This is a genomic window from Paraburkholderia solitsugae (genome assembly GCF_013177695.1).
GTDB lineage: Bacteria > Pseudomonadota > Gammaproteobacteria > Burkholderiales > Burkholderiaceae > Paraburkholderia > Paraburkholderia solitsugae.
Genome location: NZ_WOEY01000012.1, coordinates 20,651 through 44,698, shown reverse-complemented (window position 1 = coordinate 44,698; position 24,048 = coordinate 20,651). Strand labels below are relative to the sequence as shown.

At 60.7% G+C, this 24,048-nt stretch carries 18 protein-coding genes; 9 read left to right on the top strand and 9 right to left on the bottom strand.

The window, feature by feature from the left end:
* Window positions 1–49: 49 nt before the first annotated feature.
* Both GNZ12_RS02385 and GNZ12_RS02380 read left to right on the top strand, forming a co-directional pair.
* Window positions 50–1,168, top strand: coding sequence for an HlyD family secretion protein (locus GNZ12_RS02385; protein ID WP_172308819.1), 1,119 nt, complete (start codon window positions 50–52; stop codon window positions 1,166–1,168).
* Window positions 1,147–2,670, top strand: coding sequence for an efflux transporter outer membrane subunit (locus tag GNZ12_RS02380; protein ID WP_172308818.1), 1,524 nt, complete (start codon window positions 1,147–1,149; stop codon window positions 2,668–2,670). The genes GNZ12_RS02385 and GNZ12_RS02380 overlap by 22 nt, the downstream gene beginning before the upstream one ends.
* 72 nt (window positions 2,671–2,742) lie before the next feature.
* Here GNZ12_RS02380 and GNZ12_RS02375 read toward each other — a convergent pair whose 3' ends face one another.
* Window positions 2,743–3,564, bottom strand: a complete 822-nt coding sequence (locus GNZ12_RS02375) for an alpha/beta fold hydrolase (protein WP_172308817.1) — start codon at window positions 3,562–3,564, stop codon at window positions 2,743–2,745.
* Between the two features lie 1,967 nt (window positions 3,565–5,531).
* On the opposite strand from GNZ12_RS02375, the gene GNZ12_RS02370 reads away from it, so the two are divergent.
* Window positions 5,532–5,750 (top strand): hypothetical protein, encoded by a 219-nt coding sequence (locus GNZ12_RS02370; protein WP_216673074.1) that lies wholly within the window; start codon window positions 5,532–5,534, stop codon window positions 5,748–5,750.
* 128 nt (window positions 5,751–5,878) lie between these two features.
* Window positions 5,879–7,048 (top strand): FAD binding domain-containing protein, encoded by a 1,170-nt coding sequence (locus GNZ12_RS02365; protein WP_172308816.1) that lies wholly within the window; start codon window positions 5,879–5,881, stop codon window positions 7,046–7,048.
* A gap of 330 nt (window positions 7,049–7,378) precedes the next feature.
* On the opposite strand, the gene selB is transcribed toward GNZ12_RS02365, so the two are convergent.
* From selB to fdnG, 6 genes are all read right to left on the bottom strand, one after another.
* Window positions 7,379–9,292 (bottom strand): selenocysteine-specific translation elongation factor, encoded by a 1,914-nt coding sequence (selB, locus tag GNZ12_RS02360; protein ID WP_172308815.1) that lies wholly within the window; start codon window positions 9,290–9,292, stop codon window positions 7,379–7,381.
* Window positions 9,289–10,719, bottom strand: a complete 1,431-nt coding sequence (gene selA, locus GNZ12_RS02355; protein WP_172308814.1) for an L-seryl-tRNA(Sec) selenium transferase — start codon at window positions 10,717–10,719, stop codon at window positions 9,289–9,291. The genes selB and selA overlap by 4 nt, the downstream gene beginning before the upstream one ends.
* Window positions 10,720–10,758: 39 nt before the next feature.
* Window positions 10,759–11,754, bottom strand: coding sequence for a formate dehydrogenase accessory protein FdhE (gene fdhE, locus GNZ12_RS02350; protein WP_172308813.1), 996 nt, complete (start codon window positions 11,752–11,754; stop codon window positions 10,759–10,761).
* A gap of 100 nt (window positions 11,755–11,854) precedes the next feature.
* Window positions 11,855–12,520: a formate dehydrogenase subunit gamma gene (locus GNZ12_RS02345; protein WP_172308812.1), complete on the bottom strand. Its 666-nt coding sequence runs from the start codon at window positions 12,518–12,520 to the stop codon at window positions 11,855–11,857.
* On the bottom strand, window positions 12,507–13,439 hold the full coding sequence (gene fdxH, locus GNZ12_RS02340) for a formate dehydrogenase subunit beta (protein WP_172308811.1): 933 nt from the start codon (window positions 13,437–13,439) through the stop codon (window positions 12,507–12,509). The genes GNZ12_RS02345 and fdxH overlap by 14 nt, the downstream gene beginning before the upstream one ends.
* 9 nt (window positions 13,440–13,448) lie before the next feature.
* The gene (gene fdnG / locus GNZ12_RS02335; RefSeq protein WP_172308810.1) at window positions 13,449–16,517 is read right to left on the bottom strand and encodes a formate dehydrogenase-N subunit alpha; all 3,069 of its coding nucleotides are present in this window, start codon (window positions 16,515–16,517) and stop codon (window positions 13,449–13,451) included.
* 247 nt (window positions 16,518–16,764) lie between these two features.
* Between fdnG and selD the strand changes: the two genes are divergently transcribed.
* The 4 genes from selD to GNZ12_RS44940 all read left to right on the top strand — a co-directional run bounded on the left by selD (window position 16,765) and on the right by GNZ12_RS44940 (window position 20,248).
* On the top strand, window positions 16,765–17,829 hold the full coding sequence (selD, locus tag GNZ12_RS02330) for a selenide, water dikinase SelD (RefSeq protein ID WP_172308809.1): 1,065 nt from the start codon (window positions 16,765–16,767) through the stop codon (window positions 17,827–17,829).
* Window positions 17,830–17,960: 131 nt separating this feature from the next.
* On the top strand, window positions 17,961–19,028 hold the full coding sequence (gene mnmH / locus GNZ12_RS02325) for a tRNA 2-selenouridine(34) synthase MnmH (protein ID WP_172308808.1): 1,068 nt from the start codon (window positions 17,961–17,963) through the stop codon (window positions 19,026–19,028).
* 26 nt (window positions 19,029–19,054) lie between these two features.
* On the top strand, window positions 19,055–20,110 hold the full coding sequence (locus tag GNZ12_RS02320; protein WP_172308807.1) for a permease: 1,056 nt from the start codon (window positions 19,055–19,057) through the stop codon (window positions 20,108–20,110).
* 3 nt (window positions 20,111–20,113) lie between these two features.
* Window positions 20,114–20,248 (top strand): hypothetical protein, encoded by a 135-nt coding sequence (locus tag GNZ12_RS44940; protein ID WP_268959002.1) that lies wholly within the window; start codon window positions 20,114–20,116, stop codon window positions 20,246–20,248.
* Between the two features lie 54 nt (window positions 20,249–20,302).
* On the opposite strand, the gene GNZ12_RS02315 is transcribed toward GNZ12_RS44940, so the two are convergent.
* The gene (locus GNZ12_RS02315; protein WP_172308806.1) at window positions 20,303–21,613 is read right to left on the bottom strand and encodes an MFS transporter; all 1,311 of its coding nucleotides are present in this window, start codon (window positions 21,611–21,613) and stop codon (window positions 20,303–20,305) included.
* Between the two features lie 235 nt (window positions 21,614–21,848).
* A complete protein-coding gene (locus GNZ12_RS02310; RefSeq protein WP_172308843.1) occupies window positions 21,849–22,592 on the bottom strand; it encodes a GntR family transcriptional regulator in 744 nt (247 codons plus the stop codon).
* A 155-nt stretch (window positions 22,593–22,747) separates the two neighbouring features.
* Between GNZ12_RS02310 and GNZ12_RS02305 the strand changes: the two genes are divergently transcribed.
* Window positions 22,748–24,046, top strand: a complete 1,299-nt coding sequence (locus GNZ12_RS02305) for an MFS transporter (protein ID WP_172308805.1) — start codon at window positions 22,748–22,750, stop codon at window positions 24,044–24,046.
* Window positions 24,047–24,048: the final 2 nt, after the last annotated feature.

Sequence of the window (24,048 nt, the reverse complement as noted above, 5' to 3'; positions counted from 1 at the left end):
TAACCCTGTCTGTTCCAAACCCGATCCATTCGCCCGGCCGGAGGCAGCGATGAGCGAAGCGCCACCGGTTCAAAAACCCGGCATCACACCGCCTGTCACCGCACCTGTTCCGCCTCCGTTACCTGACAATCGACGCTGGGTGATCCTCGGCATACTCGCGCTGATCGTGCTGCTTGCGATCGCCGCGTATTTCCTCGTGCCGGACCTCTACGAGAAGCAGACGGACGACGCCTATATCGACGCGCATCTTGTCTCGGTCATCCCCAAGGTGCCGGCCTACGTGCAGACACTGCATGTCAACGACAACAGCAAAGTGACGGCCGGCGATCTCCTCGTCGAACTCGATCCGCGCGACTACGCCGTTCAGGCGGATCAGGCGCGCGCCAATGTCGCGGCGGCGGTTGGCAAGCTCGAAGAAGCGCGCAATCAGGTCGCGGTGGCCGACGCCAATATCGGCCAGCAAAAGGCAGAACTTGACGTTGCCCGCGCCAATGCCAAACTGGCAGTCGCCAATCTGGCGCGGCTGCAATCCGTCTCAGATGTGCGCGCCGTGTCATCGGAGCGCGTCGATGAGGGGAAGGCGGCCGCTGACGGGACGCGGGCTTCCGTGACGGCGGCCCAGGTCAAGGTCGACGCGTCACAAGCGCAGGCGACGCTTGCGCGCTCTCAGGTCAAAACGGCCGAGGCCGCCGTCGCCCAGGCTCACGCCATGCTTGAGCAGGCAACGCTCAACCTGTCGTACACCAAAATCTACGCAACCGAGTCCGGCAGTGTCGCGAACAAGAGCGTCGAGCAGGGTAACTTTGTGCAGCCCGGGCAGACGCTGTTGTCGGTCGTCCCGGACAAGCTCTATGTGACCGCGAACTACAAGGAGACACAGTTGACCCACGTCAGACCGGGCCAGCAGGTCACGATCCTCGTCGATGCGTTTCCGGACCTGCGGCTTCGCGGTCACGTCGACAGCATTCAACGCGGGACCGGCTCGCACTTCGCGCTCCTGCCGCCGGAAAACGCAACGGGCAATTTCGTGAAAGTGGTGCAGCGGGTGCCGGTGAAAATCGAACTCGACAACCCTGGGGAAGCACTTAAATTGATCTCGCCGGGCATGTCGGTCGAGACGGAAATTTTTGTCAGGGAGCGCCCGGCATGGCTTGCCTTCTGGAACTAGCGGCAGCGCGGCCGGCGGGGCTCCCTCCTTACCGGCGGCGCCATGTCGCCCCCATCGCCGCTATCGTCGCGGCATGGGCGGCGCTCCTCGCGGGATGCACCGTGGGTCCGGACTATGTGCCGCCGAAACCGGTCGTGCCGGCGAGTTTTACGGAACATACGGGCCCGGCGGCAAGCACCTCGCAAGGGTCGCCCACATCGAACGATTCGTGGTGGCAAGGCTTTGGTGACGCGACGCTCAACTCGCTCATGGCCGACGCGCTGCACTCCGCTCCCGACCTGGCCGTTGCCGAAGCACGCATACGCGAAGCGCGGGCCTTGCGCGGTATCGCCGGAGCAGATCTATACCCAACCGCTGACGTCGGCGCCCAATACGATCGGACCCATGGCAGCGCCAATGTGCCGGTCGGCGTGCCGCCTGGCGGTCTCGGTCCGGGCGCCAACGGCAATCTATGGCAGACCGGCTTCGACGCATCGTGGGAAATCGACGTGTTCGGCGGCAAGCGGCGTGGCGTCGAGGCCGCTGACGCGTCGTATCAGGCGATCGTGGCGGACCGCGGGGATGTCGAGTTGACGTTGCTCGCCGAGGTCGCGCGCAACTACATCGAATTGCGCGGCGTGCAACGGCAACTCGCCGTCGCCCGCAGCAATCTTTCGATCCAGCAGGACTCGCTATCGCTGACCCGCTCGCAATTCGATGCGGGACTGGCCTCGCGTCTCGATGTGCTGCGTGCGCAGGCGCAAGTCTCCGATACCGAAGCCGCCATTCCGACATTCGAGGCGAATGAACGCGCGTCCATCTATCGAATCGGTGCGCTGATCGGTCAACCGCCGGAACAACTGCTTGCCCAGTTGGATACCCCACAAGCGATTCCTTCGGCGATCGCTGACGTGCCGGTGGGTCTGCCCTCCGACCTTCTGCGCCGCCGTCCGGATATCCGCGCAGCCGAACGCAGAATTGCCGCCGCGAACGCCCGCATTGGCGTCGCTCAAGCCGATCTTTATCCGCACTTTTCGCTGACCGGGGTTGCGGGTCTGGAGAGCCTGAATGCATCGACTTTTCTGACCGCGCCGAGCCGCTATTTCTCGATCGGCCCGAGCATCAACTGGCTGATCTTCGATGCCGGCAAGGTTCGCTTTGAAATGCGCGCTGAAGAAGCGCGGACCGATCAAGCTGCCGCCGCGTACCAGCAGACGGTTCTCGGTGCGCTGCGGGATGTAGAGACCGCGCTCGTGTCTTATGCGCAGTCCAAGGTACGGCATGAGAGGCTTGCGGCCGAGGTCACCGCCGATCGGGAGGCCGTGACCATCGCGACGCGGCTCTACAAGCAAGGCCTCAATGACTTCCTCTCCGTGCTCGATGCCGAACGCTCGCTGTACGCCGCCGACGACAAACTGGCGCAGAGCGAGCGTGATACAGCGCTCGACCTCGTTGCGCTTTACAAAGCGCTGGGAGGCGGCTGGCAGATAGAAGGCGAAACCGCAAATAAGCAGGGAATATAGCCATGCTGCCGGATCAGAACCCGGCAGCATCAATCTCCTTAGCCTTTTAACCGGCTTCGCCCGGCCTCAAGCTTACGACTGAAGGAATGCAAGAAGATCGGCGTTGACGCGATCCGCTTCCGTCGTGCACATGCCGTGAGGCGCGCCCGGATAAACCTTGAGCGTGGCGTTCTTGACGATCTCCGCGGACTTACGCCCGGAGTCATCCAACGGCACGATCTGATCGTCATCGCCATGCAGGATCAGCGTCGGAACATCGATTTTCTTGAGGTCCGGCGTGTAGTCGACCTCGGAGAACTGCTTGATGCACTCGTATTGACCGAGCACCGATCCCATCATCCCTTCGCGCCAGAATTCGTCGATCACACCTTGCTGGACTTTTGCATTGGGCCGGTTATAGCCGTAGAAAGGCACCGCAAGGTCTTTGAAAAACTGCGACCGATTGGCCGCGGTATTGGCACGAATTCCGTCGAAAACCGACATGGGCAGCCCAGTCGAATTGGCCTCAGTCTTCAGCATGATCGGCGGCACTGCACCGATCAGGACCATTTTGGCGACACGTTTTGTTCCATGCCGGCCAACGTAGTGCGAGATTTCTCCACCACCCGTGGAGTGGCCAACGAGCGTGGCACCCTTCAGATCGAGCGCATTAATGACAGCAGCAAGATCGTCCGCGTAGGTGTCCATGTCGTTGCCGTGCGCGGTTTGACTCGAGCGGCCGTGCCCCCGGCGATCATGAGCGATCACGCGATAGCCTTTCTGCACCAGAAACAGCATTTGCGCGTCCCAGGCATCGGCATCGAGCGGCCAGCCATGGGAGAACACCACTGGGTGACCCGAGCCCCAATCCTTGTAGAAAATCTGTGCGCCGTCCTTGGTGGTAACGAAGTTCATGGATCGTTCTCCTGTATGTGCAAGATGATTGCCGGTTTTGCTGCCCAATGCAGTGCCTGCGGCGTTGGAAACAGCGGGGATGACCGCTGCCGCAACCGCGCCAGCCCCGACCATCAACATGTTGCGACGCGACGCGGAAGGAATTTCTTTACCGGTACTAGAGGTCATTTTGACTTCCTTATCGTTTACGACGACATTGGCGAATTTTTTTCGCGTACACGACGTGGCGCGCCGGCTTCATACCGACGCGGCATCACGACTGATCAGCAGATTAGGGGGATGAAGAGCTAAAAGTCCTGACGGCGGACTTAAACCTTCTTAAATGGAGTGTCACGTTGATTCATCTCCCGATCGGCGCTTGCCCTCGTTGATACCTGGATATAAGCAGGTCAGACGAGTAGCAAAGACGAACACCTGTTTGTAGGTCTGGTGAGAATTCCGTGCATGCGATACCGTGGGGTTGTCGCGGCAGTTTTCATCGCTCCAGTTGTGCGACCCGGATTCAGTGTTCTTTCGGACATTCCGGGATGGGTTCGGTGGGCCGGTGCGCGCGACAATTCCACCGGCAAAGGGCGTGCTCTGTATGGAAAAGATCGGCCGTACCCGTGTCTCACTTGAAACACGAGAGGCCTTTCAGGATGGCCACCGCCTTCAAATCGGCGCGCGTGCATTTGATATCCTTGAACGATTGATTCAGGCAAACGCAAATTAGCGGTGTTTTTCCCTCGCAGTCATTGGAGGAAAGCGACTCGACGTGAGTCATGTGTTTTCAGTATTCCGGCGCGAAGCGTCTTAATCCGAAAAGGAGGGCATATGGATCAGAGTAGTGTCACACGTGGGTTCTTACGAGTTAAAGAAATACTCGATGGGGCAATTTCCGCATGGGCAAATTCTCCGTCAAATGGAGGCCCTCCCGACCTGTCAGGACACGGTCCGTTATTTTCGTGGACGACAAAGGCCGCCCTTCTGGCAGCGGTCGGGCACGGCAATCAACTCATTCAGCCGGACGTGATCTGAAATGGGAAGGGGAATCTGGCACATCTTGTCATTGTTCTTCGAACGGGCCTCAAGGGTCCTGCGACACGAATGCCCGAAGGCGGGCCTTATGTCCCTGATGCTCAGATACAGGAAATCGAAAATTGGATTAATGACGGCTGCCCTGACTAAAGCAGCAACGGTACTCAATCCACCTTGGCTGAGCGCTTGCTCCGTGGTGGGAGAAGTTCAAGGGCGGTCCGGGTGTGCCGCCGTTGCACACGGTGGTACGAACGGCGCGCCATCCACAAGATCCGATGTCGCTCCGTGCGCTCTCCTTATGAGCATTGCACGACCGTCATGTCAGCCTCGCCCCGATTTCTGGGGATTCTCCGGAGGGCAGCCGTAGCAACGATTTCTGCCTCGTTTCGTTCGCCGGCGGTCAACGCTTGCTGGTCGTTCAAAGACGATGGTGTTGATGCCGGCTCATTGACGGAGCATGTCACGCGCTTGCCGTCGTGCAGTTGAACGATCGTTACGTAACCAGGCTGCGGCGCCGCTGCCGACGCGGTACCGACTGAGGTAGCGACCAAAGTAAAGATAGTAGCAATCTGATAAAACCTACGCATGGAAATCCTCCAATATCGAATTTGACGCCGAAACGCTGCGCCGATTCTGAACGAATCCGCCTTAACGCAACCTTAACGTTGCGATTGAACGCATGAGCCCACTTTCGAGCGTACCCTCCTGGCAAATCGCGGCGATTCGCTGCATCGCAGCCGCGCTGTGTGTTGAGCAGAATAGGCTGGATAACGTCGCTGGAATAGCTATGCATTGGGATCGGCATCGCACAAAAAGGATTGAGCGACTATTACCTTCGTATAGCACGCACTGATGGAGCCGGAATCGCGTGAGCCACTGTTGATTTCGATTGATACGTGCATTTTTGAAAAAACGAGCGCTGATCCGATGGTTAAATGTGAACCAGTCGAATGGTCGATCTGCTCTGGATCAGAAAACGCATTGACGAATGCGGCATTACAGTCGCGGCGTTACAGCATGCGTTCGCGGAAGATGTCGATCAGACCCGCTATCAGGACGCTTTCGGCAACTGCTGGAGCGGCGAAGGGGCGAAGAAGCAGGAGACTGCTCAAAGCGCACCCAGCGCGAGTACGGCATACTATAGTCATCGAATTGAAACTCGCGTGTAGGGACAGTAAGCGTGGCACGCCGCGCAAGCGGCACGTTGACTGCACGATCTACATTGTTCGATGCCACAAGTAAGCATCCCTGCAGTGTTCCGTGGGTAGGGACCCGCATATTTCAGATCCTTTAACCTATGAAAATCGTCATCGCTGGTGGATCAATTGCAGGTCTTTCGAGCGCGCTCACGCTCAGTTGTATCGGACACGACGTGCATGTGTACGAACGCTCTGACGTCCCGCTGCGCGGGAGGGGCGGCGGTGTTGCTGTGCTGCGTCACATGATGAAATTTCTTGAACAGCATGGCCACTACACTCAGCAAATGATCAGCGTTCCAACGATCATGCGACGGCGTATAGACATTAATGGAAATGTCCTAACCGAGGAGCCTGAGAAACTGCCCTTCTCCTCCTGGGACACCGTATATCGGTCGCTCTGCGCCATGCTGTCGAAAGACAGGATTTCGTACGGACGGGAAGTCGTCGGATTTACTGAGCATGCCGAAACGATTGAGATCAACTTTGACCGTGGAGAAAGCGTAAGCGCAGACATTCTCGTCGCCGCAGACGGCATCGGCTCTCGCACGCGGGCGAAGCTTTTCCCAAACTACGAATCAAGCTTCGCGGGGTACGTCGCCTGGCGAGGGATTGTTGAAGAATCAGCCTTCTCGCCGCTGGAAGTTGACGCGCTCGTGAATAACTTCACCATGTTCCGAGATCCCGGATATATGTTTATGGCATTCCTGATTCCCGGTCTCGACGGATCACTGGAACCAGGTAGACGGCGTTTCAACTGGCTTTGGTATCGAAATGAAAGCAATGTTGAGGCGATGCACCGCCATCTAACGGACAATCATGGACACCAGCATCATGCCTCCATTAGTCCCGGCCACCTGTCAACCGAGTCATTCGAGGAGCTGTGCGAACTGGCAACCCAACACCTCCCCGTTATATTCCAGCAACTTGTTCGCGAGACGCGGGCGCCATTCTTCCAATCGATACGCGATGCTCTAAGCCCTAGCTTTTCTGTCGGACGGGTTGCGTTAATTGGGGATGCCGCCTGCACAGTGCGCCCCCATACCGCTTCCGGCACCTCGAAAGCCGCGGATGACGCCGTTGCGTTAGCCGAAGCCCTATCGGGTGACACCGAATTGCATGTCAAGGAAGTACTCGCATCATGGGCCGCACGCCGGCGCGACGCAGTCGGACGCTTACTCGCGAAAGGGCCGGAACTCGCCGCGTCCTTCGGGTTGGGAAGCGTCGGTATACTCAATGCTTCCTCTCCGTGGCCAGATGAGCCGCAATGAGATAGGTTTGAATGGTTGCTGGGCGCCGCCGGACCTCTTCTTCCCACCGACGCAGATTCGGTAGGGAAGCCCGGACTCTTCAAGAAAGATCAAGATCTTGTGGCCGTTTGGCGTCGGCCAACAGCCGACGTCGATCATGCGAGGATCTCCAGTTATTGAGCGCGGCGCCTTGTCTTTTCTTATTTTTGGAATTCTTCTCGATTAAGACGTTCGCCGCACACGCTCGTTCACACATACGTTCATGCCGTAAGCAGACGCCACTACAAGTCGCAAATGGTTTAGATCCGGTACAGAACTACTTGATCTACGCATTGCAGCTCAACCGCTGAATCAAAGCAGATCAAGCCAACGCGTATCCGTGCGCATCAGATGCAGGCCACGGTGGAAGCGAGTATACCCAACGCGGTCAAAGAACTCCAAAAGCTGAATCGCGCGCTTTCGACCCAGTTCAGTGACATCGCGAAACGGCGCAGCCGCTACCGTACCCGCATTCTTCTGCGCTTCGGAACCCGCAATCAAAGCCAGTTCACGAATCACCTCGTGGTGATAAAAGAGGTCGCGCACAACCTGAAAAAGCTCGCCCTGCCGCGCGAGCTTACGCAGCAACTGCCGCACGCGGTCTTCGGATACGCCATGCGCGTTTGCCAGATCACGCACCCAGGGCGGATCGAAACGCCCCTCTTTCAGCGCCGGCAGCAGCACCGCCGCGAGTGCACGGTCGGCGTCGTCGAGCGTCACCGCGTGGTCCGGCAGATGCAACCACGGCCCGTGTCTGACAATCTCGCCGCGTGCCGCAGCATCGTCAACCAGCGCGCGCCATAGCACGTCCTCGACGAGCGGCGCTGCGATCCGTCGTAAGCGCGAACCATCCGGGCCCAGTTCGTCTGGCGAGCGTTCGTGGTACTGCTTTAGCGTCGTGATCAGCCGCGCGGCCAGCGCCTGCCATGACGCATCGGTGATCAACAACGCGTCATTACCAGGAAGCTCCACGAGACGCGTGTTAGACGGCAACTCGAGCGCGCGCGCCGGCATGCCCGTCAGCCTTTCCAGCAACGAACGGGACAACCCATACGGAGCCCTTGCCAGGAGCGAATCCAGCGCGCCGGTGTCGAGCATGATCTGAATCGCATCGAGCCACGCGAATCGCTCAACCGAGCGACGCTTGCGCGAAGGCGCAAACGGATCGAGCACATGACCACCGCCAACCGTGCGATTAGCCTGCGCATTGCGCACGACAAAGCGGTCGCCGGGAAGCGCACACACCGGCCGCTCGAATACGAGTTGCACGCGCGCCGATTGACCTGCGCCAAGCGCTTCGCCATCGAGCAACGCGACGTGCGCCACCTGATGCTGTGAGCCCAGATGCACATGCAGTGGCGCCCAATGCTCCAGCGTCAACGGTGCATCGGCGAGCAACGTCAGCATGACGTCGATGCGTTCCGAGGCTTGCGACAGACGCGGATCGACGATCCAGTCGCCGCGATCGATTGCGCTCTTCTCAATGCCTGCAAGATTCAACGCGCACCGCTCACCTGCCCGTCCGGTCTCGGCCGGACAATTCTGCGCATGAATGCTGCGCACGCGCACCGGCTGATTTTTCGGCGCAAGCAGCATCCTGTCGCCTACCGCGACGCGCCCCGACACCACGGTCCCTGTCACGATCGTGCCTTGGCCCGCGAGGGTGAAAACCCGGTCGACCGCGAGACGGAACAGGCCGTCATCGCGCTTCATGCACCACGCTGCTGCCGCTGTGTGCAAATGCGCCTTCAGGGCGGCCACGCCAGGGTCATCGTCACTTACGGCGTTGGTATCGAATATCGGCGCGTCCTGCAGTACGCTACCGCTCAGAAACGCAGCGATCTCGCCATGCACTTCCTGCAACCGCTGCGCATCAACACGGTCTATCTTGGTCAGCGCTATCGCGCCGCGCTTGATGCCGAGCAGTTCCACAATCGCCAGATGCTCGCGCGTTTGCGGCATCACGCCGTCGTCGGCAGCGATCACGAGCAGGGCGAAATCGATCCCGCTTGCGCCCGCGGTCATCGTATGGACGAGCTTTTCGTGGCCCGGCACGTCGATCAGGCCGAGCACGTCGCCGTTTTCGAGCGGCACATACGCATAGCCCAGTTCGATCGAAATGCCGCGCGCCTTTTCTTCCTTCAGACGATCCGTGTCGACGCCCGACAGCGCTCTCACCAGACTCGTTTTGCCGTGGTCGATATGCCCGGCCGTACCTACGATCATGCGTGTACGCCCTTCAGTTGCTCGATCAATTGCGCTTCATCGGCGGCTTCGAGACAGCGTAGATCGAGGCGCAAGGCATCGTCCGCGATACGGCCGATGACCGGCCGCGCCATCTCGCGCAAGCGCTTCTCGAGCGTGAGCAGTTGACGGCCGCCGCGCTTGCCGTCAGCAGTCCGGATGACGAGGCCGTAGCTCGGCAGCACATCGACAGGCAACGCGCCGCTGCCGATCTGGCTGAACATGGGCTCGGCTACCACGGCGTAGCGTTCGCCCGCCGCGCGCTGCAACGCGGGCTGTACCCGCTCCGCGGTGAGCCGGATGTCGTCACTCGGGCGCGTGAGCAAACGCAGCGTTGTCAGCCGTTCAGCAAGCATTTCCGGCGCACGATACATCTGCAGCACGGGCTCCAGCGCCGCGAGCGTCAGTTTGCCGACTCGCAGCGCGCGCTTGAGCGGATGCTTCTTGATCTTCGCAATCAGATCGCGCCGGCCGACGATCAAACCCGCCTGTGGGCCGCCCAGCAATTTGTCACCGCTGAACGTGACAAGGTCCGCGCCGGCTTCGATGGTTTCGCGCACCGTCGTCTCACGCGGCAAGCCCCATTGCGTCAGATCGACCAGCGTGCCGCTGCCGAGGTCCACGGCAACAGCGATACCGCGCGCGTGAGCGAGCGGCGCGATGGCATCGACGCCGACCTCTTTGGTGAATCCGTTGATCGCGTAATTGCTCGCGTGAATTTTCATTAGCAGCGCGGTTTGCGGACCGATGGCTTCATCGTAGTCCTTCAGATGTGTGCAATTGGTCGTGCCGACTTCGCGCAGCTTGGCGCCCGCGCGGCTCATGATGTCGGGAATGCGAAACGCGCCACCGATTTCAACCAGCTCGCCACGCGACACGATCACTTCTTTCTTCGACGCCAACGCAGACAGCGTGAGCAACACGGCGGCGGCATTGTTGTTGACGACGGTGGCCGCTTCGGCGCCGGTGAGTTCACAAATGAGTTCGTCGATCAGATCGTCGCGGTCGCCACGCTTGCCCTTGCCGAGATCGAACTCGAGGTTGACCGGTTGCGTGAGCGCCTTCATGACGGCTTGCACCGCTTCGTCCGGCAGCAAGGCGCGGCCGAGGTTGGTATGCAGCACGGTGCCGGTCAGATTGAAGACACTGCGCAAGCGGGCCTCGTTGCGCCGGCGCAGCGCAGCCCCGACCGAACCCTGCAGTTGCGCGACATCGAGCGCGCTCACCGACGCATCGCCGGACTGCGCGCTGGCGCGCCAGCTATCGAGCGCGTGACGCAGCGCATCCAAAACCTGCGTGCGGCCGAACTCGGTAAGCAACACCGCAAACTCAGTCGACGCCATCACCTTTTCCACCGACGGCACCCGCGCCATCAGCGCCCGCAATTCAGAGCCGGTTACATCGCTCACGAGGCAATCCTTGTTCTTCAGTCAGACTTCAGTCGCGCTTCAGTCCGATACGCCGGAAGACTCAGCCGCGCTGTCGGCCTGCTCCGGCCACAGCCACGGATGCGGCGACGCGCGCCGGTAACCTTCCGCCCCCATCAGCAGGTCCAGCGTCAGACTGGCGAGATCGTCCGCGAACGGTTCGAAATCGTAGTCCTTCGACTGAATGCCGATCTTCCGGTAAGTATGGCATTCGTCGCACGACTCCGCCTTCAAGGCTGCATTCTTCGACTCGGCTTCCCGGGTGGTCTCGTCGGCGTCCTGCGAGCCGACGGCGTGATAAGCAATGCCTTTGGTCGAATCGCAGTTCGAGCATTTTGCGCGGACCATGTGCCACTCCGTCGCACACAAACCGCATTGCAGGTAACGGTAATTGTCATACGCACCGCCCACGCGCACCATGCTCGCCACCGGATGCGATCCACATATCGGACACAGGCCGAGCGTTTCGATGTACGGTACCTCGCGTTTGTCGATATCAGCGGCGAGGTCGGTCCAGACCACTTGCAGCGCGGCCATGATGAATGGCGCGCTCGCCGGATCGATTTCCTCGAAACGCTGCGCGAAGATCGCATCGGCCTGGCTGTCGAGCGTGGCTTGATCGAGTATTCGCAGCCTGGCGAGGAGCGCATCGAGAGGCGGTGTGAGCGGACCGGCGGCTTGCACTTTGTCGACCAATTGCAGCAAAACGTCGTGCCACGCCGGATCGCGCACGCCTGAGAGCGCTGGAATCAGCGGCATGGAATGCTGTTGTGCGCTCGCAATCAGCTCGGCGCTGGGCGGTTTCGCCTTGAAGCCGGTGATCACGGCTTGCTGCGCGTCCGCCAGCACGGCCATCAGACGCAAATAGCCGGCGATCGGATTGTTGAGTGCCGCCAGTTGACGCAGCCGCGCGGCGCGCGCCGAAAAGACCGCCAGCCGTTCCGGCGTACGGATGCGGGGGATCGCCGTGTGATCGAGCGACTCGATATCGCCGGCTTCAAGAATGCGCTGAACCAAAGTATCAACCTCTGACAATTGCGCTAAAACTGAAGAGCCGCCGCAGTTCGTCGAACAGGAGCGGCGGCTCGGGGTGCGGTGCGCCTCAATCCGCGCCGCGTTACTTGTCGATTATTTCCTTGAACCAGTTCGGATGATGCTTTCTCGCCCAGCCGTAGGTCACGGTACCGCGCGTCATCGCGCCGATCGAGCCCTTGACCCACAACGCCGCATAAATATGCACGACGATACCGACGATCAGCACGAACGCCGCCGCAGCATGAACCAGCGCCGCGAGGCGGATGATCTCGATCGGGAAATAGAGCGAGAAATAGCGCCGCCAGATCACAATGCCGCTCGCCAGCAACAGCAGCAGGCAAATCACCATGGTGAAAAATAGCAGCTTTTGACCGGCGTTGTACTTTCCGATCGCGGGGAGCTTGTCCTCACGATTGTTGAGCACGTCGTCGATCTGCCTCATCCACTGGATGTCCGCGCGGTCGAGAGTGTTGTGATGCCAGAAGCGCAACGCAAGAATCAGGAACGACAAGAACATCACACAGCCGACAAACGGATGCAGAATCCGCGTCCATTGCCCCCCGCCAAAGATCGCGTAGAGCCAGGACATCGCCGGATGAAACATGGCGAGGCCGGAGAGCGCCAGCAAGACGAACGTGATGGCGGTGATCCAGTGATTCGTCCGTTCATTCGGCGTGTAGCGCTGGATCAGACTATTGCCCTTCACGTCTTTCAGCACCACGTCTTCATGGTTTTCAGCGTGCTTCATCGGATGCCTCCCGCGAACGGCGTGCTTCGTCAGCTTCGTGCTGTGCTTCGGCCTCTTCCGCCGCCGTCACCTCGTTCGGACCGACGCGCGTGTAGTGGAAGAACCCGGCTAGCGCAGCAAACGCGATACCTGCCAGCGCCAACGGTTTCGCCAGCCCCTTCCACAGCAAAACCATCGCGCTGATCTTCGGATTCTGCGGCAAGCCGTGGTACAGGTTGGCTTTGTCGGCGTGGTGCAGCACGTACATCACGTGCGTGCCACCCACGCCGGCAGGATCGTACAAGCCGGCGTTCTGGAAACCGCGCTCCTTCAGATCGACAATTCGATCCGCCGCTTGCTGCTTCATGTCCTCTTTGGTGCCGAACATGATTGCGCCGGTCGGGCAGGTCTTGACGCACGCGGGTTCCTGACCGACAGCCACCCGGTCCGAGCACAGCGTGCACTTGTACGCGCGGTGGTCCTTCTTCGAAATGCGCGGCACGTTGAACGGGCAACCGGTTATGCAGTAGCCGCAGCCGATGCAGTTTTCCTCGTGAAAATCCACAATGCCGTTCGTGTACTGCACGATCGCGCCGGGCGAAGGACACGCCTTCAGACAACCCGGATCCTCGCAGTGCATGCAGCCGTCCTTGCGGATCAGCCACTCGAGATCGCCCTCGGTGTTCTCGTACTCCGAGAACCGCATGACAGTCCACGAATGCTCTGACAGATCGCGTGGGTTGTCATAGATGCCGGTCGTCGTGCCGATTTCATCGCGCAGATCGTTCCACTCCATACAGGCCGTCTGACATGCCTTGCAGCCGATGCACTTCGACACATCAATGAGCTTGGCGACCGTCCCCGTCGCCGGCTCGCGCACCTGCGGCTCCGGCAAGGTCGTGGCGGAGAGACGTTTGATATCCAGCGATTGCAGTGCCATCTCTTCCCCCTATGCCTTTTCGACCTTAACCAAGAACGACTTGAATTCCGGTGTTTGCGAATTCCCGTCGCCCACGGAAGGCGTCAGCGTATTGACGAGATAGCCCGGCTTGGCGAGTCCCTTGAAGCCCCAATGCAACGGCAACCCGACTGTCTGGACCTTTTTCCCTTCGATCATCAGCGGTTTGATCCGCATGGTGACGAGCGCCACGGCAATAATGTGCCCGCGGTTGGACGACACCTTCACGCGATCCCCAGCGACCACGCCCACTTCCTTCGCCAGATCCTCGCCGATCTCCACGAACTGTTGCGGCTGAATGATCGCGTTCAAACGCGCGTGCTTGGTCCAGTAGTGGAAATGTTCGGTCAGACGATAGGTGGTGGCCGTATGCGGGAAATTCTCATGCGTGCCGAAGGCAGCCCGATCGTCCGGGAACACGCGCGCCGCCGGATTGCTGACAACCGCCTTGTTGTCCGGATGCAGCGGGTTGTAACCGAGCGGCGTTTCGAACGGTTCGTAGTGCTCGGGGAATGGACCTTCCACCAGACCGTCGCGCGAGAAGAAGCGCGCCACGCCCTCCGGATTCATGATGAACGGATTCATGCCGTTTTCAGGCGGTTCGTCGACCTTGAAGTCAGGAATATCCGCTCCGGTCCACGCCTTACCATTCCACGCGATCAGCTTGCGCGTGGGGTCGAACGGCTTGCCGCTGACGTCGCACGAAGCACGGTTATACAGAATCCGCCGGTTCGCGGGCCACGCCCACGCCCAGTCCAGCGTATTGCCGATGCCGGTCGGGTCGGAGTTGTCGCGGCGGCCCATCTGGTTGCCCGCCTCGGTCCACGCACCGCAGAAGATCCAGCAACCGCTTGCCGTGCTGCCGTCGTCCCGAAGCTGCGCGAAACCCGCCAACTGCTCGCCCTTTTTAGCGAGCACCTTGGTTTTGTCGGTGGCGTCAGTCAGGTCGGCCAGCGCCTTGCCGTTGAACTCCATGGCGATTTCTTCAGGCGTCGGGCTTTCCGGGTCCGAATACGGCCAGCTCATGTTGAGAATCGGATCGGGATACTTGCCGCCGTTTTCCTGATAGGCCTTACGAATGCGCAGCCAGAGCCCCGACATGATCTCCAGGTCGCTCTTCGCTTCGCCCGGACCGTCCGCGCCCTGCCAGTGCCATTGCAGTACGCGGCTGGAACTGACCAGCGAACCGCGTTCTTCCGCGAAACACGTGGTGGGCAGACGGAACACTTCCGTCTGGATCGTCGCGGGATCGACGTCGTTGAACTCGCCGAAGTTCTTCCAGAACTCGGAGGTTTCGGTGGCGAGCGGATCCATGATGACGAGCCATTTCAGCTTGGCCAGACTCGCGCCGATCTTCGCCTTGTTCGGCGCCGCGGCCAGCGGGTTGAAGCCCTGCGCGATGTAGCCGGTCATCTTGCCTTGATTCATCAGCTCAAAAACCTGCAGCATGTCGTATGACTTATCGAGCTTCGGCAGATAGTCGTAGCCGAAGTTATTCTCGGCGGTCGCGTTATCGCCCCACCACGACTTCATGAAGCTGACGTGGAAAGCACGATAGTTGCGCCAGTAGCTGAGCTGGTTCGGCCGCAGGGGCTGGGTCGCACGCTTCGTGATGAAGGCGTCGAAGTCCTGTTCATCCTCCATCGGCAAGGTCATGTAACCCGGCAACAGGTTCGACATCAGACCGAGGTCCGTCAAGCCCTGAATGTTCGAGTGGCCGCGCAGCGCATTCATGCCGCCGCCCGCAATGCCGATATTGCCCAGCAGCAATTGCACCATCGCGCCCGTGCGGATGATTTGCGAGCCCACCGAGTGATGGGTCCAGCCGAGCGCATACAGGATCGTGCCGGCACGTCCTGGGACGGCCGTCGATGCCAGCATTTCGCAGACCTTGAGGAATTTCTCCTTCGGCGTGCCGCAGACATTTTCGACCTGCTCGGGCGTATAGCGCGAGTAATGCTGTTTCATCAGCTGATAAACGCAGCGCGGGTTCTGCAACGTCGGATCGACTTTGGCGAAGCCATCGTCGCCGCGTTCGTAGTCCCACGAACTCTTGTCGTAGTCGTGCTTGTCCGCGTTGTAGCCGGAATACAGACCGTCAGTAAACGAAAAGTCCTCACGAACGATAAACGGCATGTCCGTGTAGTTCTTGACGTACTCGTGTTGAATCTTGTCGTTGGTGAGCAAATAGTTGATCACCCCGCCCAGGAACACAATGTCCGAGCCGGTCCGGATCTGCGCGTAATAGTCCGCGACCGATGCCGTACGCGTAAAGCGCGGATCGACCACGATCAATCTTGCCTTGCGGTGCGCCTTCGCTTCCGTGACCCACTTGAAACCACACGGGTGTGCCTCGGCCGCATTACCGCCCATCACCAGAATCACATCCGCGTTCTTGATGTCGACCCAATGGTTCGTCATCGCTCCACGGCCAAACGTCGGGGCAAGACCTGCCACCGTCGGGCCATGTCAGACACGTGCCTGATTATCGAATGCGAGCATGCCAAGACTGCGGACCGTCTTGTGCGTCAAATATCCCACTTCATTGCTACCGGCCGATGCTGCGAGCATGCCGGTGGTCAGCCAGCGGTTGATCTTTTTGCCGTCTTCCGTCGTCTCGACGAAATTGGCGTCGCGGTCTTCCTTCATGAGTTTGGCGATACGATCGAGCGCGTCTTCCCAGGAAATCCGCTTCCATTCGTTCGATCCGGCCGCGCGGTACTCCGGATACTTCAGACGGCTCGGACTGTGGATGAAGTCGATCAGGCTCGCGCCCTTCGGGCACAACGTGCCGCGATTCACCGGGTGGTCGGGATCGCCTTCAATGTGGATGATGCTGGATTTTGCATTCTTGGCATTGTCGCCGAGTCCATACATCAGGATGCCGCAGCCCACCGAACAATACGGGCAGGTATTGCGGGTTTCAGTAGTACGCGACAGTTTGTACTGACGGACTTCGGCTAGCGCCGGGGCCGGAGAGAAGCCCATGAGGGCCAAGCTTGATCCGGCGAGCGTGGTGGCGGAAACCTTCAGAAATTGTCGCCGGGACATGTGAGACATGTGATCGCCTCGGCTATTGTGGGGTACTGAAATTTATTATAGAACCCCAAATAGAGTCTTGCAGCCAAGGGTGCAACCCTTTGGCGGGCAATTGCGGCAACGAAGCGATGCGCCCCCGTAGGCGCTCTTTTAACCGCGCCTGGCGGATTGCCGCTGCAACGGCCCCATGCGGCGCGCGTCCGCCGTGCCGACGCCGTGCCGAAACAACCATCATAATGTCGTGATTCAGAGCCGGAAATCCGCACCCATGACCGATACCACCGCCAACACCATCCAGTCGCCCCGCCTGACCAGCCTGTCGCACGGCGGCGGCTGCGGCTGCAAGATCGCCCCCGGCCTGCTTGCCGATCTGCTCAAGCGCAGCGCGCCGTTGCCGTTCTTTCCCGACCTGCTGGTCGGCAACGATACCGCCGACGACGCTGCCGTCTACCGGCTCAACGACGAGCAGGCAATCGTCGCCACCACCGACTTCTTCATGCCGATCGTCGACGACCCGTTCGACTTCGGCCGTATCGCCGCAACCAATGCGCTGTCCGACGTCTACGCCATGGGCGGCAAGCCGATCATGGCGCTGGCGATCGTCGGCATGCCGATCAATGTGCTGCCGCATGACGTGATCGCGGCTGTGCTAAAGGGCGGCGAGTCCGTCTGCTCCGAAGCCGGCATCCCCCTCGCCGGCGGCCATTCGATCGATTCGGTGGAACCCATTTACGGCCTGGTGGCAATCGGCGTGGTCGATCCGCGGCGTGTCAAACGCAATGCCGGTGCGCGGGCGGGCGACGTGCTGATCCTCGGCAAACCGCTGGGCGTGGGCGTGCTGTCGGCGGCGTTGAAAAAAGACCGGCTCGATTCGAACGGCTATGCCGCGATGATCGCGGCCACCACCAAGCTCAACCGGCCGGGCGCGCCGCTGTCCACGCTCGACGGCGTACATGCCCTCACGGACATCACCGGTTTTGGCTTGCTGGGCCACACGCTGGAACTGGCCCGCGGTTCGAATCTGACCGCCCGCGTGCGCTATGCGGATCTGCCTTGGCTGCCGGACGTCGTCAGCTTCGCCCAGGCCGGCATTTTTACGGGCGCTTCGGGGCGTAACTGGGACGCTTACGGCCAGGACATCGTGTTGCCGACCTCATTGCCGTCGACTGCCCGCACCCTGCTCACCGATCCGCAAACCTCGGGCGGCCTGCTGGTTTCGTGCGCGCCGGAAGCGGTCGACGAGGTGCTTGCCCTGTTCCGCGACGACGGTTTCGACGAGGCATGCGTGATCGGCGAAATGGTCAGCGGAGAACGGCGGGTCGAAGTGATCTGAGGCGCGGGCGGGGTTTTACGGGCGATGCGAGGCGTTGGGCCTGGAAGCCAGGCTAAACGGCCCGCCAGCCGGTATTGACGGCGCATGCGATAATTTCGCTCCTCCCGCCGGTTCGTTTCGTCCGTAACCCCTTGAAAAATCTACTTGTCAGCCTCGATCAAATCGGTGATTTCGATGAAATCATCGATGTGCGCACGCCTCTCGAATTCGCCGAAGACCACATTCCCGGCGCGCTCAATGCGCCTGTGCTGAGCAACGAAGAGCGGGTGCTGGTCGGTACGACTTACAAGCAAGTCTCGCCGTTCGAAGGCACGCGGATCGGCGCGGCGCTGGTTGCGCGCAACATCGCGCATCACCTGGAAACCACTTTCGCCGATCGGCCGCGCAACTGGCGGCCACTGATCTATTGCTGGCGCGGCGGGAAACGCTCGGGTTCGGTCACGACGCTCTTCAATATGATCGGCTGGCAGGCACGTCAGTTGGATGGCGGTTATAAAGGCTACCGGCGCGCGACGCTGGACACCCTCGACGCGTTGCCGACGACGTTCAACTACATCGCGCTGGTGGGCCCGACGGGCAGCGGCAAGACGCGCCTGCTCGAAGCGCTGAACCAGGCGGGCGCGCAGACGCTGGACCTCGAAGCCCTAGCGGCCCACCGCGGCTCATTGCTGGGCGCATGGGCGGGCGTTGCGCAGCCGTCGCAAAAGCGCTTCGACACGCTGCTGGTGACCGCCCTGCGCGGGTTCGACCCCAAGCGGCCGGTATTCGTCGAAGCAGAGAGCCGGCGGATCGGTTCGATTTCGCTGCCGCTCGCGCTCCTCGAAACGTTTCACCAAGGCGCCTGCGTCGAAGTGTTATCGAGCCACGAAGACCGCGCGGCGTTCCTGCTGCACGACTATGCGCATCTGTTCGACGATCCCGAGGCGCTGAAAGGGCAATTGCAGAAGATGATCGGTCTGCATAGCCGGGAGCGTGTCACGGGCTGGCAACGCCTCGTCGATGAAAATAGCCGCGCCGAACTCGCCCGTGAGCTGATCGAACGGCACTATGATCCGGCGTATTCGCGCAGCAGCCATCAGCATTTCGTCCAACTGCCGCGTGCGCTGCAAATGAATTTTCGGCCCAACGACGCCGATGTCGTTGAGCAGGCAAAAGCACTCCTCGCTCAACTCGATAACAGCGCGCTCGCCACCCTCTGATTCAAAACTAAATAAGACCATTCACCATGCAATCAACCCTTCGGCAGCCCCGTGTCGCCCTTGGCTGGATCGTGTTTCTGCTGATCGCCGTCGTCGGCCTCTTCTATGTGAAGTGGTTCCCGTACTACAACCGCGCCTTCGTCGCCGCGAGCCAGCATTCCATCGGCAAGTCGATCCTGATGGGTACGTCGTCGAGCGCGCCGGCGGCCTCGTGGCAGGCCGCCATCGATTACGCGCTGGCCTACGGCAAGGCGATCTGGCAGGCGATGGTGCTGGGCCTTCTGCTGGGCTCGGCGGTGCAGGCGCTGATTCCGCCGCAGTGGGTCGCGCGCGCGCTCGGCCGGACCGACTTCAGCAGCGTGGTGAAGGGCGGTCTGATGTCGTTGCCGGGCATGATGTGCACGTGCTGCGCGGCGCCGGTCGTGGCCGGTTTGCGCGCCCGTCAGGCGGCACCGGGCGCGGCGATCGCGTTCTGGCTGGGCAATACGGCGCTTAACCCGGCCACGCTGATTTTCATGGGCTTCGTGCTCGGCTGGCAATGGATGGGCTTGCGGCTCGCCCTAGGCCTCGTGATGGTGTTCGGACTCGGCTATCTGGTGAACCGCATGGTCACGCCGAAAGAAGCCGAAGCGTCGCGCGAAGCGATGGCGCAACTGGTCTCCGGCGACGATCCAGGCACCGCGTTCACGCGCTGGGTGAAAATCCTCGGCACCATGACGCTGCGGCTGATTCCTGAATACATCGTGCTCGTGCTGATTCTCGGCGCGGCGCGGGCATGGCTGTTTCCGCACATCGGGCCCGGCATCGATAACAGCCTGCTGTGGATCGTCGCTTTGGCGATCGCCGGCACGTTGTTCGTGATTCCGACCGCGGGCGAAGTGCCGATCATTCAGGCCATGCTCTCCTTCGGCATGGCCGCCGGGCCGGCCGGCGCTTTGCTGATGACGCTGCCGCTCATTAGCGTGCCGTCGATGGCCATGCTCGGACGTTCGTTTCCCAAGCGCGTGCTGACCGTGGTAGCGTTGGCGGTAGTGGTGTGTGGGGTGGTCAGCGGATTGCTGGCTATAGCATTGGGGTTTTAGAGCATGAAACGCATTGCAGCATTCACGGCGACGACCTGGTCGGCCGCGGCGCTTCTTTACTTCGGACAGCATTCGGTAGCGCTGATCGTGGTAAGTGGGGTTGTCGCGCTGGCCGGATTCGATCTGTTTCGTCCGTGAGGTGGTATCCGTCCGCACGGACGGATGAACCCTTCGGCGCCGCGCTGGCGCGACCTACGTCGGACGAATCGTGGCCGACTCGGGCGTCATTCTGCGACGCGCGCCGATCAGCGCGGCTAACGCCGTGCCGATTCCCAGCACGAACAGGCACGCCGTAGGCACCAGCATCGGCGCAACAGGGCTGCGCGCCGCCTTGCCGACATAAGGCATCAGGTTCTGCCCGGCAAAGCCGCCCAGATTGCCGATCGCGTTGATCGCCGCCACGCTCGCCGCGGCTCTTGCACCGGAGAAGAGCCGCGGGGGCAACGACCAGAAACACGGATAGAGCAGCGGAATACACGCCCCGCCCAGACACAGCGCGGCAAAACGCATCGACGCGGTCGGCAAAACAAGGCTCGACGCAAAGCAAACGACACCGATGCCGGCCACCACACTCATCGCCCTCAACACGACGCGCTCACGCTTGAGCTTGCCGGGCAGCCACAGCAGAAGCAATGTCGCAAGCGCCCACGGAATCATGTTCAACACACCGTTCAGCGACGACGACACGCCATCGCTTTTCAGCAGCGTCGGCATCCAGTAGGTCACCCCGTACAACGACGTCGACATCAGCATGTACGTCAGCGCGAACATGAGTACCTTCGGATCGAGCAACGCCCCCCAAGGCCGCGTCGCCTTGGCATCATCCGACGCTTCCCGCTTGAGCGCGGCGACAACGACGTCCTTCTCCTGTTGCGAAAGGAACGGCGCGTCCTGCACCGAATTCGGCAAAAATTTGAGCGCGACGAACGCAATCAGAATGGCGGGAATGCCGGTGGCGATAAACACCCACTGCCAACCCGCAAAGCCCCACGTACCGCCCAACGTCAGCAGAAGACCGCCGACCAGCGAGCCCAGCATGTTGGCGAGCGAACTGCCTAGCGTGAAGAACCCCAGCACTTTGGTGCGATAGCTTTGTGGGAACCACTGCGTGAGGTAGTAGATGACGCCGGGATAAAAACCGGCTTCGGCGACGCCCAGCGCGAAGCGAAAGGAATAGAAGACAGGCAGCGAACGCGCGAACGCCATCAGCACCGTGACCACACCCCAGGTCATCATGATGCGGGCGAGCCAGGTCCGCGCGCCGAAACGATGCAATGCCAGCGTGCTGGGCACCTCGAAGACGAGATAGCCGATGAAGAACAGTGAGGCCCCCAGCCCGTATGACGCTTCCGTCATGCCGAGGGCATGCACCATCTCCAGTTTGGCGAAACCGACGTTCTGGCGGTCGATAAACGAAATCAGAAACATGACAATCAGAAGCGGCATCAGCCGCCACGCCATCTTTCTCATTACCTGCTGCTCAAATCCTGCCTGCGTAGACATGTCCGCTCCGGTTTTCTCGCCGGCCGCCATCGACACTCGCCCAGCGGCATGTTCGCCGCTACGTCGAGCGAAATCGAGAAAACGGCCGGATTGATGTAGTCATATATATGTTTATATGAACTGACATTGGACGCCATGGGGTGATACCCGAATAGGCGCGAACGACCTCAGCGATCCTGGCGGCGCTGTGTTCAAAAAGCGGAGTAAGGTTGAGATGCGCCAGCGTGTCGCCGACTCAGCGGATTTCCACCTGGTACTGGAACGTCGTGGCGGCTCCGCGCGTGCTGCGCCATTCGAACGGCGTGCCCGCGAAGTCTGATGCGACACGGTGGACCTGAATGACAGGGCTGCCGACCGCTACATTAAGAAGCGAGGCGTCGTCAGACGTGGCTTGTTCCACTTTTAGAATTTCCGTAGCGGACGCCACGATCTGCCGGCAAAGACGCTCGTACAACGGATACAGCAAGTCCTCGAAATCGCCGAGCGGCAACGTGGCCAAGGGTTCGAAACGCGCGCGCGGCAACCAGATTTCTTCAGACAGAACCGCTTGGCCTTCGATCAAGCGCACACGCGACAGGTGGATTGCTTTCTCAGAGGCTTTCATCCGCAAAGTAGAGCGAATTTCGTCCCCAGGCTTCACGACTTCGCGCTTGAGGACGCGCGCTGTCGGCCGCACCGGTTCGCCGTCGCGCGACTTGAAACGAAAGAAGCGAAACAGCGACGAATCGAAACGGGGCCGGCGAATGAATGTGCCCTTGCCCTGGCTGCGCGTGAGCACGCCGTCGGCAACGAGCAGATCAATCGCCTTACGAACCGTTCCAGTGGAGACGTTATAGAACTGCCCCAACTCCGCCTCTGTGGCGATGGCTTCCTCCAGCGCCCATTCACCTGCGGCAATGCGGCTGACCAGGTCGTCACGCAATTGCTGATAACGGGGCAACCGATCATCCGGCTTGGTCACGAAAGAGGCCGCTTCCATAGTATTCATATAGTTGTTCAGAGGAGTAACTACTGTACAACATCCCGCGACGGCGACGTGAGCAAGGGTTAATACTCAATGACTTTTCATGGCTTTGCGATCACCATTCATACAGTCATATATATGACTACATGATAAACATAACGGAGACGGCTATGTTCACGTGGTACAAGCAGGGCACGCCCCTGGAACGCAACACCTTTTGGGGGTGCTTTGCGGGTTGGGGGCTCGACGCACTCGACGTGCAGATGTTCACCCTGGCTATCCCCGCGATCATTGCCGCGTACGGCATCGACCATACGCAGGCCGGCGCGATCAGCAGCGTGACGTTGATATCTTCGGCACTCGGCGGCTGGATCGCAGGGGCGTTGTCGGACCGCATCGGCCGCGTCCGGACGTTGCAAATGACGATCCTCTGGTTTGCCGGCTTCACCTTTCTCTGCGCCTTCGCGCAAAACTTCCCGCAACTCCTGGTTCTCAAGGCGCTTCAAGGATTCGGATTCGGCGGCGAGTGGGCAGCAGGCGCGGTATTGATGGCGGAAACCATTCGCACCGAACACCGCGGCAAGGCGATGGGCGCCGTACAAAGCGCCTGGGCGGTGGGATGGGGCGCGGCCGTGCTGGTGTATGCCGCGGCATTCTCCTGGTTACCGTCGGACACCGCATGGCGCGTGATGTTCGCCGTCGGCCTCGTGCCGGCCGGCCTTGTTCTGTTCGTCCGGCGCAATCTGAAGGAACCGGCGCGCGTCGCACCGGCAAGCACGGCACCCAAGGTCTCGGTGCTCGGGCAAATAACCCAGGTCTTCCAGCCGCGTGTGCTGCGGACCACCGTGATTGGCGCCGTGCTGGGCACCGGCGCTCACGGCGGGTACTACGCGATCATGACCTGGTTGCCCACCTTCCTTGCCAAAGAACGGCATTTGTCGGTTCTGAACACAGGTGGCTATCTGGCGGTTGTCATCGTGGCTTTCTGGTGCGGCTGCATGGCCAGCGCCTATCTGCTCGACCGCATTGGGCGCCGGCGCAATGTCGCCCTCTTCGCGTTCTGCTGCATCGTGACGGTTCTCGCTTACGTGATGCTGCCGCTGACCAGCACGCAAATGCTCGTGCTGGGTTTCCCGCTCGGCTTGTTCGCTGCGGGCATCCCAGCGAGCCTCGGCCCGCTTTTCAACGAACTGTATCCGGCCGACATGCGCGGCACCGGCGTCGGATTCTGCTACAACTTCGGACGTATCACCTCAGCGGGCTTCCCTGTCCTCGTCGGCTACATGAGTCATTCGATGTCGCTCGGTATGGCAATCGGAATCGACGCGGCCATTGCTTACGGCCTCGCGATGATCGCTGTGTTGCTGCTTCCCGAGACGCGCGGCAAACGTCTGCGTAGCGTGGTATCCGAATCGACTCCCGATGCCGTCGACCACGCGCGATTGACCCTGGACCAGCCGCGGAGCTGACC

Excerpts from the sequence above, each read along its gene's own strand:
- GNZ12_RS02385 (WP_172308819.1), top strand. The coding sequence starts at position 50 with ATGAGCGAAGCGCCACCGGTTCAAAAACCCGGCATCACACCGCCTGTC.
- GNZ12_RS02380 (WP_172308818.1), top strand. The coding sequence starts at position 1,147 with ATGGCTTGCCTTCTGGAACTAGCGGCAGCGCGGCCGGCGGGGCTCCCT.
- GNZ12_RS02375 (WP_172308817.1), bottom strand. The coding sequence starts at position 3,564 with ATGAACTTCGTTACCACCAAGGACGGCGCACAGATTTTCTACAAGGAT.
- GNZ12_RS02370 (WP_216673074.1), top strand. The coding sequence starts at position 5,532 with ATGGTCGATCTGCTCTGGATCAGAAAACGCATTGACGAATGCGGCATT.
- GNZ12_RS02365 (WP_172308816.1), top strand. The coding sequence starts at position 5,879 with ATGAAAATCGTCATCGCTGGTGGATCAATTGCAGGTCTTTCGAGCGCG.
- selB (WP_172308815.1), bottom strand. The coding sequence starts at position 9,292 with ATGATCGTAGGTACGGCCGGGCATATCGACCACGGCAAAACGAGTCTG.
- GNZ12_RS02345 (WP_172308812.1), bottom strand. The coding sequence starts at position 12,520 with ATGAAGCACGCTGAAAACCATGAAGACGTGGTGCTGAAAGACGTGAAG.
- fdxH (WP_172308811.1), bottom strand. The coding sequence starts at position 13,439 with ATGGCACTGCAATCGCTGGATATCAAACGTCTCTCCGCCACGACCTTG.
- selD (WP_172308809.1), top strand. The coding sequence starts at position 16,765 with ATGACCGATACCACCGCCAACACCATCCAGTCGCCCCGCCTGACCAGC.
- GNZ12_RS02320 (WP_172308807.1), top strand. The coding sequence starts at position 19,055 with ATGCAATCAACCCTTCGGCAGCCCCGTGTCGCCCTTGGCTGGATCGTG.
- GNZ12_RS44940 (WP_268959002.1), top strand. The coding sequence starts at position 20,114 with ATGAAACGCATTGCAGCATTCACGGCGACGACCTGGTCGGCCGCGGCG.
- GNZ12_RS02315 (WP_172308806.1), bottom strand. The coding sequence starts at position 21,613 with ATGTCTACGCAGGCAGGATTTGAGCAGCAGGTAATGAGAAAGATGGCG.
- GNZ12_RS02310 (WP_172308843.1), bottom strand. The coding sequence starts at position 22,592 with ATGGAAGCGGCCTCTTTCGTGACCAAGCCGGATGATCGGTTGCCCCGT.
- GNZ12_RS02305 (WP_172308805.1), top strand. The coding sequence starts at position 22,748 with ATGTTCACGTGGTACAAGCAGGGCACGCCCCTGGAACGCAACACCTTT.